We start from the raw sequence: 16,586 nt of genomic DNA on the forward strand, positions 1-16,586 counted from the left end.
GGTAGACGCGCTGCTTTTCCAGCCTACGCCGCCATTCGGTGACAGTACCCCAATCATCATACTTCTTGGCTTTACGTGCTTTGAATATATGGCCATTGAGCGCCATGAAGGCGATGATTTCGGACAGATAAAGCTCGCCACCGGCAAGGCGAGTTCCGCGCAACATCTCATCATAGGCCGCAAGGAATGCCTTCGGATCGGTGAAGAAGTAGCCGCCAACGCTGAACAGGTCGGAGATCACCTTTTTCTCGCGAAAATTGATGATGATGTCTTCCTGGTCGACCTGCACGTAGCTTTTGTTTTGCGGGTTGACCTGATCGAAATCCTCCAATGAGGCCACGGAGACGTAGTTGTATCTCTCTTCGATCGTTCCGAGCTCGAAGTAGTTGTCGCTGTCCTTGACGATGAACGGTTCGTCGATGCCGGCGCGGCGCAGCGTCTCGACCACGGTCTCTGATTGACTGGATGTTGGCTCGTCAAGCACGACGCAATGCACCGGCTGACCAAAGGCGCGCTTGAGGCCTTCGATGGCGTTGAAACGCTGCTGATGTTCCGCGAGGATGGTGACGACGAGATCCTCGACTGGCGCATTCAGCCCGCGGATGGCCTTGTAGACCATCGGCAAGCCGTCATTGTCCGGCAACATCCATTTGGGCAGCATGTTGGGAAATCGCGAGGACCGCCCCGCGCATGGCACGATGATCTTCATCGCTGGCTCCTTATGGTGTCGATGGCGGCGCGGCCGAAGCTTGCTACACGGCGCGCAACGAAGGCGCTATCGGCCTCGCTGTGGGCATATGGAAGAATGCGGGCAAAGGTCAGCCCGAGGAAGAAGTAGTGCCGTGCCGGATAAAGTGGTGACTGGCTGGCGGCCGCTTTCATCCAGCGGTCGCGCAGCCACCAGGTGACGCTGGTTGCAATTGCACGCCCCCGATGAGCATGCCAGTGCCCTTCGCATTCCTGGAATAGCTTGGACCAGTCGAACCAGTAATGATCGAATGGCGATTCGATCGGGTCGATCAGAGAAAGATCGCCGCGCCGCCCGACAAGGATGTTTTCGAAGGTCAGGTCGCCGTGAGAGGCCGTCGGCAAATCAGGCCTGGTGATTTCGTCCATAAGCAGCAGGGCTTCGTGGAGCGTGGCGAGTTCATTTGTATGAGTTCCGGCACTACGCTCTGAGATTTGTTCGAGCTTGGCTGCAAGCGTCGCGCGGCTGGGCGGGATTGATGGAGTACGTGGGCTGGCCGAAGCCAGTGCTCGCATGAGCTGCTCGATACGGTCGGAAAACATCGCCACCTGCTCGAAGGTGGCGGTCGAAAGGTAGTTGATGGCGTCGCGCGCAGGCGCGAATTCCATGTCGTAGAAGCGCAGGCCCTGGGCCTCGTTCTCGTCGAGCACGCGCGGCACGCTGGCCACGCCATCGATCGCTCCCCGCAGCCATTCCTGCCGGGCAGACTGAGCTGTGATGCCTGCATTGGCGGCAAGGCTGTTTGCGGCCTTGCGGACGAAGGGGTTGCCGGAGCTGGTGCGTAGCAACGCCACTGTCGCGCCCGAAAATCCCGAAAGCGGAATGACTTCAGAAAAGTTAGCGAATGCGGGATGGGCGCTCGGGGCGATCATGTGCCGACTAACGGAACTGCGTGACGTCGATGACGGACATGCCCGCGGCACGACCCGAGGCCAAGCCGGCCTCGGCGTCTTCCAGGACCAGACAGCGCGCTGGTTCAACGCCAAGCGTGGCTGCAGCCTTGAGATAAGGTTCCGGATCGGGTTTGCCATTGTCGACATCGTCGCCGCTGACGATTGCGCCAAAGAGCTCGGTCCAGCCCATTGTCGCCAGTATGGCCATCACCCCATCACGATTACCCGACGAAACCAGCGCGAGCTTCTTTTCGCCACCAGCCTCAAGCAATCTCGACGCAGGAAGCGCCTGCGGTTCGCTGGAAAGGAGTATTCGCGCGAAGGCGGTTTTCTTGTCGCGGTGGATGGCGAGCACTTCGTCAGGGGTTATCGACATGATGCCGGTCGCATGCAGCATCAGGGGTATCGCCTCGCGTGCCGGCGCACCGACCGCTGCCATATAATCCGCAAGCGTGAGCTCCGCCCCGCGTGCCGCGAATACCTCGGCATAAGCGCGATGGTGTAGTGGCATCGTGTCGACCAGTGTTCCATCGAGATCGAAAAGCAGGGCGTCGTAGTGAACAAGTTCATCCACAGACAGCAAGCAGCCGTGCGAAGGAGCTGTGGTGCCGACGATCTCTTCAGCTGAACGGAGGCGCAATTTATCAACCTCTTTGAGATAGATGCAAAGGTGGGTTCTGCGTCATTTCACTAGTCGCCAGTTCCTTATATTTGGATAATGGAACGAACATCTTGGCCGAACTTGTCACTCCGTCGCTGCGCGAGTTCGCGCAACGTTTTCTAGCAGTTCCGCAAGAGCACCGTGATCATGCAGAGGCAGCGAAAGTGCTGCTTCACGCGATCCTGGAACAGTCACTTGATGCCGGTTGGCCGCAGGGTGAGCAGCACGCATTTTTCCGCGCCGTGATCCTCGATGATGTAGCGTCAAATGCGCCGCCGCACTTCCTGCTGTGCTCAGCCGAGATGCATTCGGCCAATCTCAAGCAGACGCTACCCATCATTTCCCGCACGCTCGATCCCTTCCTCAGGGAACTCTGGTCGCAGAGCCCTCTATCCAAGAAAGCCGTCCTGCTTTTTATCCAACTGCGGCATTTTCTCGGGCCGTGGTTGGATCAGGCGGAGTTGTCTCGCGTCCATTTGGAGGCGCTGCCAGGATTTACACTTGCCGACATGGCATTGCCGTACAATTCCATGTTCGACCAAGTGAGTTTTGCTCGCAATATCGCTGATATCGACCGACTGACGACGGCGGACACCTCATCGTTCCCCTTGTTTCAGCTTTTGCTTTTCCAATGGATTACCGGCCAGGGTGTCGTTGGTCGCAAAAGAATCGACGACGCGCTGGCTGGCAAGGGTTCCGCTGAGGATGTAGCGGCCGCAAAGTCATTTGAAAAACGCAGCGTGAGGGAAGGTGCTGCAGCGCCAAGCACGCGCCTGAGATTAATGCAGGCTAAGCCCTATCAGGCTCTGCATGCAGGCAAGTCCATGCTGCGCGAACGTCTTGGGTTCAGCCTGCCCGGGCGACGCCAGCCGCGCGTTGCGGTGTGCATCTCGGGCCAGTTGCGCGGCTTCCGCAAGGCCTTCCCAAGCCTCAAACAGATTCTTCTGCCGGGAACCGAACACGAAATCTTCGTCGATACGTGGCACGATGTTGGCCGTTCGGGTGCCGAGCCGTTCCGCAACATCTTGCCTTTTGCCGGTGTGCATTTTGCCGACGCTTACCGCGACTATTGCACGCGCCTTGGCATTGAGGAGATGCGCGGCCGCTATCGATCGCTATTTGAGACGCTGGCCAGCACCGGCCTCGTCAGCACCAGCGAGCTGAGGTCCTTTTTCGCCACCGACAATGTGCGGGTTGAAGATGACAAGGCTGAACGTTTCTCATCGTTCTCCAACTCAGCCAAGATGCACTACAAGATCGCTGCCTGTGCCGCGCAGGTTCAGGCCAGCGGAAAGGAATTCGATCTCGTCCTTCGGATTCGGCCAGACAAGCCGGTGACGATGGTCGGCTTCGGCTGGCGCGACGTCCAGGCAGTCTGCCGCAACAGCGCCCTGCTGTTCGCCGACCAAGGTTTTGGCCATCAGTACGCGAGAATCCTGGTCGGCGACCAACTGGCTATCGGGTCGCCGCAGACCATGCGAACCTATGCCGACGTCTTCGAGAATTATCCGCGCTATGCCGAACAGGGCTTCCTGCAATGCGAGCCGGGCTTCCACGGTCATTCCAGCTTGGCACAGCATTGCTGGCTGAACGGCATTGGTGTTGAGCGGCTGGCGGCACGTTTTGGTCCGTTGGCAGAGACAGAGCCCCTGTCGACGAGAGAAATCATCGCCGCCATCGAACAGGATGCAACTGGCCGTATGGACGCGGTCGATGCCGCGCTCATCGAAGCCGCCAGACGCGATCGACTTTAAAGCGGCTTGTCAGGGATGTAGGCAGCCGCAGGGCTACGCCCTTTGGACTCCTTGTGTACAAATCCGTACCTAGCGAAAATGACAAAGACCTGGCTAGGAATCCGGCGACACTGCTATGTCCGACCATTCTCATCCGATCTGCTGCGKCGCCTGCAGCCGGTGCGCCGCGCTTGGGCAAAGAAGCTAGCTCATGCAGCTCTCGTTGGCAGGTTTGATCGTCTGCATCGGCGTCCTGATCGCCGGCCACTATGCCCGTAGCCTTCTGATCGTTGGCCTGATCGCATCACTCGCCTTCGGTTCGACAGCGCTTATGACGCTGACTGCGCTGGGCGGCTCATCGCCTCTGATCTACACATTCTTCGCAGCCCTTCTGCTGACGGCCGTGGCCGCCAAGACGAGCATTTGGCGGGACCTGGGTCTCGTGTTCGGCAGCATGCGCCCATTGTGGGTTCTTTTCTGCCTGATGGTCTACGCCGCCGTCGGATCGTGGCTGTTTCCACGCCTGTTTGCCGGGCAGACGAGTGTCTTTGTCCAGTCGAAGCTTCGTTCGGGGGTCGTGGAATCCGCGCTTGAGCCGGTTTCGGCCAACATTTCCCAAACCGGATATTTCGTTCTTGGGGGGCTCACCGCCATAGCCCTGGGTGTCCTGCTGCTGCGGGCGGATCGTCTGGAGCAGGTTCGCAGGGGCTTTTTTCTATGGTGCGGCCTGCACGCCGGCATGGGGCTGCTGGATTTCGTGGGCAAGTCCGCCGGCGCCGGTGACGTCTTGCAGCCGATCCGCACTGCTAGCTACGCGATGCTGACAAATGTCAGCGAAGGCGGTTTTTTGCGGATCGCCGGCGCGTACTCAGAGGCTTCCGCCTTCGGGACGGCTTCGCTTGCATGCCTGGCTTTCACCTATACCTATTGGCGCAAGACCGGATCATCGCTTGCCCAGTGGTTTTCAGTCGTCTTGTTTGCACTCGTCATTTTGTCGACGTCGTCGACGGCCTATGTCGGCCTGACGATACTCGTGGTTCCCGTGGCATTGTCCCTTGGTCGCTCCATGACCCAGGGGCGCCTGAATTCCGACGAGCTGCTGATCCTGGGAGCTCTTGTATCGATCATGTTCGTAGCCCTGGCGATAAGTCTCTACAATGAAGGTTTCTTCGACCCGTTCATCCAGCTCATCGACTCGATGGTCATCAACAAGAGTAACTCCTCATCCGGCCAGGAACGCGCCTATTGGAACATGAAGAGCCTCCAGGCCTTCACCGACACGAGTGGTCTGGGCATTGGCTTTGGTAGTTCGCGGGCTTCAAGCTGGGTGATCGCGGTGCTTTCCCAGCTGGGGGTCGTTGGAGCCTTGCTGATGGTGACCTTGCTCGCTGTCGTGGCACGGGGCATGGGCCATATGGCAGCCTGGGTAGATTCTGAGACGGACGCGATCGTGGCGAGCGTGCGCGCCAGTGCCATGGCCAGCATGGTTGCCGCTTCGCTGGTCAGCGGAAGTGCCGATCCCGGCATGCTGTTTTTCATCGCGCTTGCGGTCATTTCGGCCAGCAGGGCGCGCGCGCGGCGCAACATGGCGGCCRCCCGTCGGAGCCGCTCGGTTGTTGGCCCATCGGCGATTGCAGCTTGAAGGTTAGCGGTTCCGCCAAAGGGATGCGTCGCCGCCCCGCCAATTTTGCATATGATGTGAGGACGGGTTTTCCGGCACGGATCGCACTCGGGTTCGTATGCTGTACCACGTGGCTCATAAGGCGGCTTGGATATGAAGCTGTTCAACAGGTTTCCTCTGGCGGTCAGTGATCGGAACGCAGGACGTTTCGGGTACCTTCTGATGCTGCTCGACGACATCGGCGACGATATCGTGACGGAGCGAGCCAAGCTGAAAGACCATCATGAGAGGATCGCCGCAAATGCCGCGTTTGCGTTCGAGGCCATGGAAAACGAAACGCGCACTGCCGCCAAACTGTCGGTCAAGGTCGACACGCTGACGGCATCGCTCATTCTTTGTTCCCAGCGTTCCTCTTCCCTGGAGCGGCGGGCAGCCTTCATCGAAGGGATCAAGCAAAAGCTTGCGTTGCTGTTGCAGCGAAAAGACCGGCGCCGGCGGAACCCTGGTCTGGCTGACGGCGCGACTTAGCTGAAAGTCAGCAGCCAAGCGACAGCCGGGGCGTGCAGCCCATACGCCATTTGGCGGCGTTTACGTTTTACTGCACGAGGCTAAGCTTGATACGAACATATTGGGTCGCAAGACATGTCTGGCCTATCGAGACCTCCAAACGGACGCGGCATCGCCAAGCAGCCTGCCGGCATGCAGTTGCGGGACTTCTTCCATCAAACGAAAACAATCAACACTGCTAGGCAGGTTTCGCGATGGACAGCCGTCTAGCGCCGCGCTGGCAACCAGTGACCGAGCAGCAGGAGGCGGATGAACGCGAGTTCATCAGCTTTGCCGACATTACGGCCTTCCTGAAGCGATATACGCGCACTATTGCAGGGTCGGTCGCGATCACCTTGTCCTGCGCCTGGTTCTATGTCGTCACGACCGACCCGGTCTATACGGCGCAAACGCAAATTCTCATCGAGCCGAAAGTCCCACAGCTTCTGCAGCAGCAGCAGGCCGAAGTGAATCTCACGCTCGATACCGCGCAGGTCGAGAGCCAGATAGCGGTCATGCAATCGGAAAAGATTGCAAAGATGGTGATCACCAGCCTCGGGCTCGACAAGGATACGGCCTTCCGCACGCAAAGCCCGACGCTTGCTGAGCGCTTTGCCAAGCTGGGAAGAATGCTCGCCAAGAGCGTGGGACTTGGGAAGGCCGGTGACGGTGCTGGCAATGCCGGCCTGGCTAGTGGCGCCGGCGAATTCGAGCGCAACCGATATACGATGTGGGCGTTCACCGACGGGTTGGATATTCGCCGCGTCGGGGTGTCCTACGCGATCAATATTGCGTTCCAATCGCCCGATCCGGACATGGCCGCAAAGATCGCCAATGCGACTGCGGATGCCTTCGTGCGCGAACAACTTGAGACCAAGGCTTCATCCGCACGCGAAGGCGGTGCATGGCTCGAACTGCGATTGAATGAGTTGCGAGGTCAGATGAACCAGGCAACGAAGATCGCGCAGGAGTTTCGCGCGAAGCATGACTATGGCGTCGGTCAGCAGCAGAGTAGCGCAGCAGGTGGGGAAGCCAGCCAGGCAGGGGGGGGCGTCGGCAACGCGCCCACCCTCGAAGAGCTCGAGGTGACCGCCGACACGTATCGCAAGATGTATGAGAGCTTCCTGCAGGCGTTCACGAGCTCAGTAAGCCAGCAATCCTACCCCGTCGCCGATGCGCGCGTCATAACCGCCGCGACACGGCCCCTGGTGCCCAGCGCACCGCGAAAGAAACTGGTGCTTTCCTTTGGCGCACTCGCTGGACTTCTAGCGGGCATTGGATTGGCGTTCTTGAGAAACGCGCTTGATCGAACGGTCCGTTCCTCCAGGCAATTGCGAGAAGACTTTGGCCTCGAATGCATTGGCGAGATGCCGCCGCTGTCGGGGATGGGGGCTCGCGACACGCTGAACGAGGCTGCGATCTCGCCTCTTTCCGAATACAGCAACAGTCTCAGGCGCGCCAAAACGGCCATTGGCCTGGCGGATTCCGGCGTTTCGCTGCGTTGCATCGGCGTCGTTTCGGGCTTGCCTTCGGACGGCAAGAGCTCGTTTGCGAGCAATCTCGCGGCCCTTTACGCGATGTCGGGCGCGCGAACCCTGGTGGTCGATGCCGACATCTACCACTCGGTCTTGAGCGACGGGTTGGTGCCGACGTCGAAGGCGGCATTCGAGATCCTGCYGAGCAAGGTAGCCGATTCAAGGAACCTTCTTGCGCCCAGGAACATGGGTGCTTTGCTTGCGGAGATGAAGGCCTACGACATGATCATCGTCGACCTGCCGCCATTGACATGCGGCTCTGACCGCATGGCGGCGAGCCCGCTGTTCGACGGCGTGATCCTTGTTGCCGAGTGGGGCAGGACCCCGCTGGATCTGTTCAGCGAACTGGTGAAGACGATGCACGCCAGCAAGACCTCGATCATCGGAGCGGTGATCACAAATGTCCGCATCAGGTCAAACAAGACCTACAAAGGGCATTTTGGTCGCCGCGCTCGCTGAGGTCAGCGCCTTTTCCAATCATCTCGCAATCCCGCCCGAGCTGTAGCGTGCGCGAATCTCGCCATGGATTCGGTCATCTCCACTCCCGGAATCAGGTAGCGCAATGGCATTGGGTGCAGTGCATGGGTGCAGGCAGCTACTGCCTTAGGCTTAGGGTGTAGCCCCCCATCGATGCCGATACGACCTTTGCCTTTCTTGCTCGCCGATGCCCGAGGCTGTGATGGTAGGGCCACGATAGCAACAGTGCGATACGCCCATGACGATCAATGTCCCTGGCAAGCGAGCACCCCGTCGGCATTTCCGGCACCCACGGAAAACCCGGTCGCGCGCGTCGGCAAATGTGAGCCTCGATTATCAGCTTGTGGTCCCCAGTGATTGGGGCTGGGCGCCAGCCGCCATCTCTTCCGCTTTCGATCCGCCAGCTGGCGGTGCGGCAACCGCTCCAATAGAGGGCGAACAGTCCGCCAAAGTGGACGCAGGCGGCCCGCCGTCGACCCCGCTGGGTGGCCGGGCAAAAAGGCTGGAAGACTTGGTCATAGCCTTTTGCGCGCTGGCGCTGGCGTCTCCAGTGATGCTGATGGTCGCGCTGGTGATTAGGCTCACCACTGGCGGGCCTGCGCTTTATTCCCACACACGCGTCGGTTTCGGCGGCAAGCCTTTCCAGTGCTACAAGTTCCGCTCCATGGTCTGCAACTCGGACGAAGTTCTGCGTGACTATCTCGCGCGAGACCCCGATGCAGCCCGCCAGTGGGATGCAAACAGGAAGCTCAAATGCGACCCGCGCATCACCTTTCTCGGCAAGCTGCTGCGGAAGTCGAGCCTCGACGAACTTCCCCAACTGTTCAACATTCTGAGAGGCGAGATGAGCTGCGTCGGGCCTCGCCCAGTGGTAGCGGACGAGTTGTCCCGCTATGGAAGCTCCGTTGAGGACTATCTGGCGACCAGGCCGGGTCTCACAGGGCTGTGGCAGGTCACGGGGCGGAGTAGCACCGACTATTCGAACCGCGTCGCGCTGGACAGCCATTACGTTCGCAACTGGTCCCTTCGGGCCGACGCCGTCATTCTGGTGCGCACGATCTTTGCGGTCATGCGTTTCGACGACGCGTCATAGGCGCGTTCAATTGCCGCCAGTGACGATCCGCCGCCACAGGCTGGCAAGCGTAAGTCCCACGAGGTAGGCGCATTGCAGGACGACGACTGGGAGCAATATCCGCTGGAGAATTGGCCCTTCGAGTAGAAGCCCTGTCGCCGTGGCGGTCAGGGCCGTTGCGGCAATCAGCGCAGGGGCGCGAAAGCTGAACCCCAGCAAGACGCCAAATGCGGCAACTGTGATGAGGCTCCAAAGCACGTCAGCTGTCTCCCTTTTGGGGCTTGGCGAATCATAGCGGTGCTGTCCGATATTGAAACACTCCACCGGCCAGACTGAACAGGGCTTTTGTAATTTTCCAAGGCCGGCATTGCCGACTCACTAGATGTTTAGTCCCGGCATTTGCTGGAGCGGGTCGCGAGAGAACCGTTGTGGCTGGGAAAGCCATGCCTTGCAGATGAATTCGTAGGGCGTGAGGCCTTTGAGGGTCTTGAGCCTGCGGCCGTGCGGTGTTCGATGTCGTTCGTGGCGCAGGCGTATTCGAAGGCATGGGCGCGGAAGAGTTCGCCGTTTGCGATGGCCTCCTTGATTAGCGGCACGGCCGAACCGCCGGCGCCGGGGGTGGTGAACTGGATGCCGTTGTCGGTGAGCACGGTGTGGATCTTGTAGGGAACCGCCGCGATCAGGCGCAGCAAGAACTCCCGGGAGATGGCGGTGGTGGCCTTCTCGTGCAGTTCGACGAAGGCGAATTTCGAGGTGCGATCGATGGCGACGAACATGTGCAGCTTGCCTTGCTCGGTACGCACCTCGGCGACGTCGAGGTGGAAGTAGCCGATCGGATAGCTCTTGAATTTCTTCTTCGCCGGCTTGTCGCCCTCTACGTCCGGCAAGCGACCGATGCCGTGGCGCTGCAGACAACGATGCAATGACGAACGCGTCAGGTGCGGGATCGTGGGCTGTAAGGCATAGAGGCAGTCATCGAGTGGCAACAGAGTGTAGCGCCGGAAGGCGACGATGACCGCCTCTTCCTCGAGCGAGAGCACTGTCGATCTCGGCTCCCTCGGACCGGTCGGCAGATCGGCCACCGAAGTCCGCTCCCGCCATTTGGCGACGGTCTTCTGGTTGATTCCGTAGCGTTTCGCCAGCGCCCTCAGGCTCTCTTGACTATGCTGTATCGCTCGACGGACCGCCTCTGTCGTCGTGGCGCTCCCATGAAGAACCTGGCCCATAGTGCATCCCCTGTTTCGGCCAACAAGGATGCCCGATCACCATGCAAGAAGAACTCGCCCGTATCTGGAGCGAGGAGAACGTCACCATGATCATGGTCACCCATGACCTTGAGGAGGCGGTCTATCTCGCCGACAGGGTCTTGGTCCTGCCCAAGAAAAAAGATGCTGCGGCGCGGCTGATCGAGGTCGATCTTCCCCGACCTCGCGACCGCAGCGAAGCCCGTTTCGTCCGCTACCGCGAGGAACTGCTGCGCGAATTCGGGCTGCACTGAAGCATAGGCGCGCTCGACTGGTCACGATGTAGAGCCCCGGTTTTCGCCTTGTTGGATTTGGCGACAACGCGCATGGGTGAATGGATAGTCCGAACGGACCTGTGAGCAGGCGTCAAAGCCGGCATCTTGAGCAAAGATCAGCCGCAGGACGCCATGACCAAGCCGCGCGAATATGTCTGTAGTTCCCACACGATCAGTGGTGTTGTGCCGGGAGGACCGGTGGCCTCGCGACACGCCTTCGCTCCAAGGGTCGAGGCGTGCGCCGCCGCCGGCTACACCGGCATGTGCTTGCATTTCCGCGACTATTCCGAGCAGCGGCAGGCGGGATTTGACGATGCCGAGCTGCGCCAGATCCTCAAGCGGAACGGCATGAAGCACGTGTCGGTCGAGTTCCTGACTGACTGGTGTCTCGACGGCGAGGCGGGCGAGGTCGCGCGTCGCAACGAGATAACAGCGTTTCAGGCGGTGAAGGCTTTTGGTGCCAAGGTGCTCAATGTTGGTCCCGATCTCGGTGGACGMGGCATAGCCATGGAGGTCATGCGGGAGCGGTTTGCGGCACTTTGCGCGCGTGCCGCTCGGCACGACATCGAAATCGCGCTCGAACTGGTCGCCTGGGGAAATGTGCGCGACGTCGCTATCGCGTTGCGCCTCATCGAGGGCATTCCCAACGCCGGCTTGGTGATCGATGCGTGGCACATCTTCCGCGCCGGCGTGCCACTGGGCGAGTTGAAGCGAATTACTGCCGACCGTGTGCTCTGCGTCCAGGTCAACGATGCGGAGGCGGAGCCAAGCGGAACGCTTGCGGACGACACGATGAATCGAAAATTGTGCGGGCTAGGCGCCTTTGACCTCAAGGCATTCATAGGGACTCTCGACGGCATGGGCGTTCAAGTGCCGCTAACTGTCGAGATCATTTCTCCACAGCAGGCGGGACGCGAGCTGAAAGATGCCGCGGCGGTATCCTTTCTGAGCGCAAGACGCTGCTTCGACAGGATTTGACGCGCTGACGAGGTGCTGTTGCGCCTGTTTTCCTGTCTGGAATTTGCACGGCCACGTTAGTCCGTTCGAACGATGTTGCGGCAGCGGCGGCTCCGCATAAGCTCGTTGCAAAAATACCTACCCTCATCATGCGTTCGGGTTAGCCCGGCGCCAGCAAGGGCAGGGTCATAAGTGCGGTCAGGGAGGCGAGCTTATGCTCAGTGAAATACTGATCATCGTGATACGCGGGATCGCCATCGGGTCGATCTTCGCCACCATCGCGATGAGCTTCAATATCGTCCATGGCGCGACGAATATCTTCAATTTTGCCCAGGGCAACATGTTCATCCTGGGCGGTTTCGCCGCCTATTTCCTGGCCAATCAGGTGGGGCTTGGGCAGTGGACGCTGATGCTGGTCCTCACCGGCCTGCTCATTGCCGCCGTGATCACCTTCCAGGGCTACATCACGCTTTTGCCGCTACGCTCTTCGGTCGAGCAGGATAGCTGGCTGATCTCGACCGTTTCGGTTTCCGTGATTGTCGCTGCACTTTTGATGATCACACAGGGGCCCTTCGCCTATTCCGTCTCCAGTGTCGTGCCGAGCTTCCGCATTCTGGGCACGCGTACGCCGGGGGCCTATGCGCTGGCGATTGTGGCGATGATCTTCTGGTTCTTCGCGCTGCGCTTTTTCTTGCGCAAGACCTTCATTGGTCTCGCCATCAGCGCGTTGTCGCAGGATTTCGATGCCGCTCGTGCCGCTGGCCTTCCCGTGCGCCGCCTGCAGTTGGTCTCGTTCGCCATCAGTGGCCTGATGGTCGGCACTGTCGGTTTCCTGGTTGCGCCGGTGATTTCGGTGAGCCCTGACGCCGGCCTGAAATACGTGCTCAACGGCTTTGTCGCGGCTGTGGTTGGCGGCATCGGCTCCAACGCCGGAACGCTGATCGGCGGTCCGCTCGTCGGCGTGGTCGCCATGCTGACCGCCTACAAGGTTGGTGGCGCCTACCAGGACCTGGCTTCGCTGCTGGTGCTGGTGATCATCCTGATGTTCCGACCGCAGGGCTTGTTCGGCCGCGTTGGCGCAAGGCGGGTGTGACCATGCGGGCGAATGCAAACGTGCAGACTGGGCCCATGTCCGTGACCGCAGAAACCAGGCCGAAAGGTCGCTTCAACTCCGATCTGACGCAGGTTTGGATCGGCGTGGCACTGATCGCGATCACCGGATTCGGCCCGGTCATCCTCGGCAATTCCTACTGGATCCACACGTTCCAGCTGGTCAACATCTATATCGCTGCGGCGATCTTCCAGAACATGCTGTTTGTCGATGCCGGCCAGAAATCGTTTGGCCAGGGCGCGATCCTCGGGCTTGCCGCCTATGGCGCGGCTATCCTCTATGGGCTGCATGACTGGCCGTTCGCGCTGGCAGCGCTTGGCGGCATCGTCGCTGCGGTTCTTGGCGGCCTGCTGTTTGCCTTGCCGGCACTGCGCGTGCAGGGTTTCCATCTTGGCTTCGTGACCATGAGCGCTGCGATCGTATTCCCGCAGCTTTTGGTCACGCTCGACAAGTGGACCAACGGCATCAACGGCATCAGCGTTTCCGTGCCGGAACTGACCGATCCCGTTGTCTTCGGCATGTCGCCGCTGGCGATTGCCGTGGCCGTGTTTCCGATGATAGCGCTTGCCGCGCATTACCATATCCGCCGTTCTAAGCTCGGCCGCAGCATGTTCGTCGCGGCACTGAGCCCGGAAGCCGCGCGCTCGCTGGGCATCAAGCCGGGCGTGATGCGCTTCGTAGCCTTCATTGTCGCCTCGATCGGCACCGGCATCTGCGGCATCCTCTATCTGCCGACGGTCGCTTTTGTCAGCCCGCAAGGCTTCAACATCGAGCTTTCGTTTGTCTTCTTCTTCGCCGTCGTCGTCGGCGGGCGCGGTCAGATGCTCGGCCCCATCATCGGCATCTGGATCGTCTTCATCCTGCCCAACATCCTGCTGGCGCAGTTCGTCGAATACCGCTTGCTGATGTATGGCTGCCTGACGCTGGCGGCGGTGTTGATTTTCCCTGACGGCATCGTCGGCTCGATCGAGCGTTTGCGCGCCAAACGCAAGCAGACCGGTGGCGGCGAACAGGCTTTCCGTATCGACGGTTTCCTCGCCAATCTCCAGTCGGGCAAGGTGGCGCGCGAACCAACCGAACAACTTGCCGTCGAGGTGCGCAACGGCACCAAGAAGTTCGGCCAGGTGGTGGCTGTCGACAACGTCAACCTCAAGGTACGCAAGGGTGAGGTTCACGGCCTGATCGGCGCCAATGGTTCTGGCAAGACTAGCCTGCTCAATGTTCTGACCGGTCTCAGCCGCCTGAACACAGGTTCGTTCATGATCAACGGTGTCGATGCGACCAACATGGCCGCCGACCGCATTGCCAATATGAGCCTTGGCCGCACCTTCCAGGCGCCACGCATCTTCAGCCAGCTGTCGCTATGGGACAATCTGAAGATCGGCATGGACGCCCGCGTGGGGGCTGCGAGCCCCGACATCACGGCACTTGCCAAGGCGATGGAGAGCGAGTTCGGCCAGGACAGCGCCAATCTTCTGTCGCACGGCCAGCGCCGGCTGGTGGAGGTGATGCGCACGGTGCTCAAGGAAGCCACCATCGTGCTGTTCGACGAGCCGGCCGCCGGCCTGTCGCAGGGCGAGCGTACCAACTTCGCCAATCTGGTCAAATTCCTGAGCCGACAGATGGGCAAGACCGTCATCCTTGTCGAACACGACCTCGACCTTGTTTGGGGTATCGCCGACACCATCACAGTTCTGGAACAGGGCCGGGTGGTTTCCTCGGGTAAGCCGGATATGGTCGCCAAGGACCCGGCGGTGCAGCATATGTTCGTGGGGTCGCGCCATGCTTGAGGTCAAGAATCTTGTGGCGGGCTACGGCACGATCCCGGTACTGCGGGATGTCTCGCTGACGGCCAAGGCAGGTGAGATCCTGCTTGTCGGCGGCGAGAACGGTGCTGGAAAGTCGACATTGATGCGGGCGATCGCCGGCTTCAACAAGCCCGATAGCGGTCAGGTGCTGCTGCAGGGCAGGTCGATCGGCGGGTTGGCGCCGGAAAAAGTGGCGCAATCGGGATTGCGGCTCGTGCTCGACGGGCACCGGGTGTTTCCCGAGCTCAGCGTGTTCGACAATTTGCGCATGGGAGCTGCGGCACGGCGCGGCGACCGGGCCGGTTTCAACAATGCTGTCGAGGAAATTTACGCGGTTTTTCCGATCCTCAAGGAAAAGCACAAGCTCTACGCCCGTGACCTGTCAGGCGGACAGCAGCAGATGCTGGCGCTCGGCCAGGCCTTCATCGCTCAGCCGAAGGTTCTGCTCTGCGACGAACCTTCGATGGGCCTCGCCCAGGCGCTTCTGCCGCCGATCCTCGCCTTCCTGCGCCGGTGGGCGCAGACCGGGACGGCGGTTGTCATCGTCGAGCAGCATCTTGCTGTGACAGCACCTTATGCCGATCGCGCGATGATCATCGAGCGCGGCAAGGTGAAATTCTCCTGCCTGGCATCCGAACTCGACGAGAAATTGAACGCTCCGGCTCCAGCGGCGGCGGAGTAAGGACGGATGGCTGGAGAGGATGCGGCTGCGAGCGAGACGCCGCGCCCACATATAAGCTTTCGCGGCAGCGTCGAGCCGCATTGGCTCGACGTCAATCGGCATATGAACGTGTCGTGGTACGACCGGGTGTTCGACATCGCCGAGACCGAACTGTTCGAGGTGTTCGGCATCCATGACGACTACATCCGCAGTACCAGCTACAGCTTCTTTCGGCTGGAAAAGAGCGTGCGCTACGAGCGCGAGCTGATGCCTGACGCCAAGCTAGAGGCGCGCAGTACCGTGCTGTGGACCGACCTCAAGCGCGTCCACCATTTCCACGAATTGTGGAACGTCGACCAGGATTATCGGGCAGCGACCGTCGAGGGCCTGTCGATCCATGTCGACCTGCGCGTGCGCAAGGCCGCGAAGATCGTCGTGCCAGATGTAGCCGACCGCCTGTCGGCGTTGGCGACCGAACACGCGCATCTGCCTTGGCCAAAGGGCGTGCTGCGGCGAGATTTCAAGAAATGACAAGCACCGACGACCTCGAATTCGACTACGTCATCGTTGGCGCAGGTGCCGCCGGCTGCGTGCTTGCCGCAAGGCTTTCAGAAAACCCCGAAATGCGTGTGGCAGTCATCGAGGCGGGCGGGCTGGACAAGGCGCTGTTGCTGAAGATACCGGGCGCCAATATCGCGACCGGCACTAACCCGGCCTACAACTGGGGCTACGAGACTGAACCGGTAAAGGCATTGGGCGGGCGGCGGCTCTACTGGGCGCAGGGGCGTATCGTTGGCGGGTCGAGTTCGATCAACGGCATGATGTATATGCGCGGCCATCGCAGCGACTATGACAACTGGAAGGCGCTCGGCTGCGACGGCTGGGGTTATGACGACGTCTTGCCCTATTTCATGAAGTCGGAGACCAACGAACGTGGCGCGAGCGCCATCCATGGCGACAACGGGCCGTTGCAGGTTTCCAAGGGGCAGGGCACAGCTCCGGTCTGCGACATGTTCCTCGACGCTGCCAGGCAGGAAGGGTTGCCGCTCACCGACGACCTCAACAAGGATGCGCCCGAGGCTTTCGGTCATGTAGACATGACCATCGGCAAGGGCAAGCGGTCGAGCGCGTCTGCGGCGTTCCTGCATCCGGCGCTGAAGCGGCCCAATTTGACGCTGTTCGTCGATGCGCCAGTMCTTCGTGTCGTCATCGAGCGCGGCATCGCCACTGGCGTGGAGTTCGCC

General features: G+C 60.4%; 15 protein-coding genes and 2 pseudogenes. 12 read left to right on the forward strand and 5 right to left on the reverse strand.

All coding sequences use genetic code 11. The features are described 5' to 3' along the window. The 3 genes from AC1DWF_RS26725 to AC1DWF_RS26735 all read right to left on the reverse strand — a co-directional run. The coding region (locus AC1DWF_RS26725; protein WP_476842242.1) for a glycosyltransferase family protein at positions 1 to 709 on the reverse strand (709 nt) is incomplete at its 3' end. After that, a complete protein-coding gene (locus tag AC1DWF_RS26730) occupies positions 706 to 1,620 on the reverse strand; it encodes a phosphotransferase (protein ID WP_476789535.1) in 915 nt (304 codons plus the stop codon). The genes AC1DWF_RS26725 and AC1DWF_RS26730, both read right to left, overlap by 4 nt. Positions 1,621 to 1,627: 7 nt before the next feature. Continuing rightward, positions 1,628 to 2,281: an HAD family hydrolase gene (locus AC1DWF_RS26735; protein ID WP_476804489.1), complete on the reverse strand. Its 654-nt coding sequence runs from the start codon at positions 2,279 to 2,281 to the stop codon at positions 1,628 to 1,630. Between the two features lie 92 nt (positions 2,282 to 2,373). Between AC1DWF_RS26735 and AC1DWF_RS26740 the strand changes: the two genes are divergently transcribed. From AC1DWF_RS26740 to AC1DWF_RS26760, 5 genes are all read left to right on the forward strand, one after another. Beyond that, entirely contained in the window at positions 2,374 to 4,056 is a 1,683-nt protein-coding gene (locus AC1DWF_RS26740) for a hypothetical protein (protein ID WP_476784754.1), read from the forward strand. 190 nt (positions 4,057 to 4,246) lie between these two features. Beyond that, entirely contained in the window at positions 4,247 to 5,677 is a 1,431-nt protein-coding gene (locus tag AC1DWF_RS26745) for a hypothetical protein (RefSeq protein ID WP_476842243.1), read from the forward strand. 132 nt (positions 5,678 to 5,809) lie between these two features. Next, the gene (locus AC1DWF_RS26750; RefSeq protein ID WP_476784752.1) at positions 5,810 to 6,184 is read left to right on the forward strand and encodes a hypothetical protein; all 375 of its coding nucleotides are present in this window, start codon (positions 5,810 to 5,812) and stop codon (positions 6,182 to 6,184) included. A gap of 233 nt (positions 6,185 to 6,417) precedes the next feature. Further along, complete coding sequence (locus AC1DWF_RS26755) at positions 6,418 to 8,196, forward strand: GumC family protein (protein ID WP_476842244.1); 1,779 nt, start codon at positions 6,418 to 6,420, stop codon at positions 8,194 to 8,196. A 256-nt stretch (positions 8,197 to 8,452) separates the two neighbouring features. Beyond that, the gene (locus AC1DWF_RS26760) at positions 8,453 to 9,307 is read left to right on the forward strand and encodes a sugar transferase (protein WP_476789553.1); all 855 of its coding nucleotides are present in this window, start codon (positions 8,453 to 8,455) and stop codon (positions 9,305 to 9,307) included. Between the two features lie 6 nt (positions 9,308 to 9,313). On the opposite strand, the gene AC1DWF_RS26765 is transcribed toward AC1DWF_RS26760, so the two are convergent. Then, entirely contained in the window at positions 9,314 to 9,544 is a 231-nt protein-coding gene (locus AC1DWF_RS26765; protein ID WP_476789552.1) for a hypothetical protein, read from the reverse strand. 120 nt (positions 9,545 to 9,664) lie between these two features. Continuing rightward, positions 9,665 to 10,512: pseudogene (locus AC1DWF_RS26770) on the reverse strand (DDE-type integrase/transposase/recombinase). A 35-nt stretch (positions 10,513 to 10,547) separates the two neighbouring features. On the opposite strand from AC1DWF_RS26770, the pseudogene AC1DWF_RS26775 reads away from it, so the two are divergent. The 7 genes and pseudogenes from AC1DWF_RS26775 to AC1DWF_RS26805 all read left to right on the forward strand — a co-directional run. Continuing rightward, positions 10,548 to 10,784, forward strand: a pseudogene (locus tag AC1DWF_RS26775) (ABC transporter ATP-binding protein); the annotation flags it as partial. A gap of 153 nt (positions 10,785 to 10,937) precedes the next feature. Then, positions 10,938 to 11,783, forward strand: coding sequence for a sugar phosphate isomerase/epimerase family protein (locus AC1DWF_RS26780; protein ID WP_476804450.1), 846 nt, complete (start codon positions 10,938 to 10,940; stop codon positions 11,781 to 11,783). Between the two features lie 193 nt (positions 11,784 to 11,976). Continuing rightward, on the forward strand, positions 11,977 to 12,855 hold the full coding sequence (locus AC1DWF_RS26785) for a branched-chain amino acid ABC transporter permease (RefSeq protein ID WP_476785274.1): 879 nt from the start codon (positions 11,977 to 11,979) through the stop codon (positions 12,853 to 12,855). 35 nt (positions 12,856 to 12,890) lie between these two features. After that, complete coding sequence (locus AC1DWF_RS26790; RefSeq protein WP_476785275.1) at positions 12,891 to 14,663, forward strand: branched-chain amino acid ABC transporter ATP-binding protein/permease; 1,773 nt, start codon at positions 12,891 to 12,893, stop codon at positions 14,661 to 14,663. Continuing rightward, on the forward strand, positions 14,656 to 15,363 hold the full coding sequence (locus AC1DWF_RS26795; protein ID WP_476785276.1) for an ABC transporter ATP-binding protein: 708 nt from the start codon (positions 14,656 to 14,658) through the stop codon (positions 15,361 to 15,363). The genes AC1DWF_RS26790 and AC1DWF_RS26795 overlap by 8 nt, the downstream gene beginning before the upstream one ends. 6 nt (positions 15,364 to 15,369) lie before the next feature. Then, on the forward strand, positions 15,370 to 15,873 hold the full coding sequence (locus AC1DWF_RS26800; RefSeq protein ID WP_476785277.1) for a thioesterase family protein: 504 nt from the start codon (positions 15,370 to 15,372) through the stop codon (positions 15,871 to 15,873). Continuing rightward, positions 15,870 to 16,586 (forward strand): GMC family oxidoreductase (locus AC1DWF_RS26805; RefSeq protein ID WP_476842245.1); only part of this gene is annotated, 717 nt, incomplete at its 3' end. The genes AC1DWF_RS26800 and AC1DWF_RS26805, both read left to right, overlap by 4 nt.

It is taken from the genome of Aminobacter sp. P4_D5, from assembly GCF_056401815.1.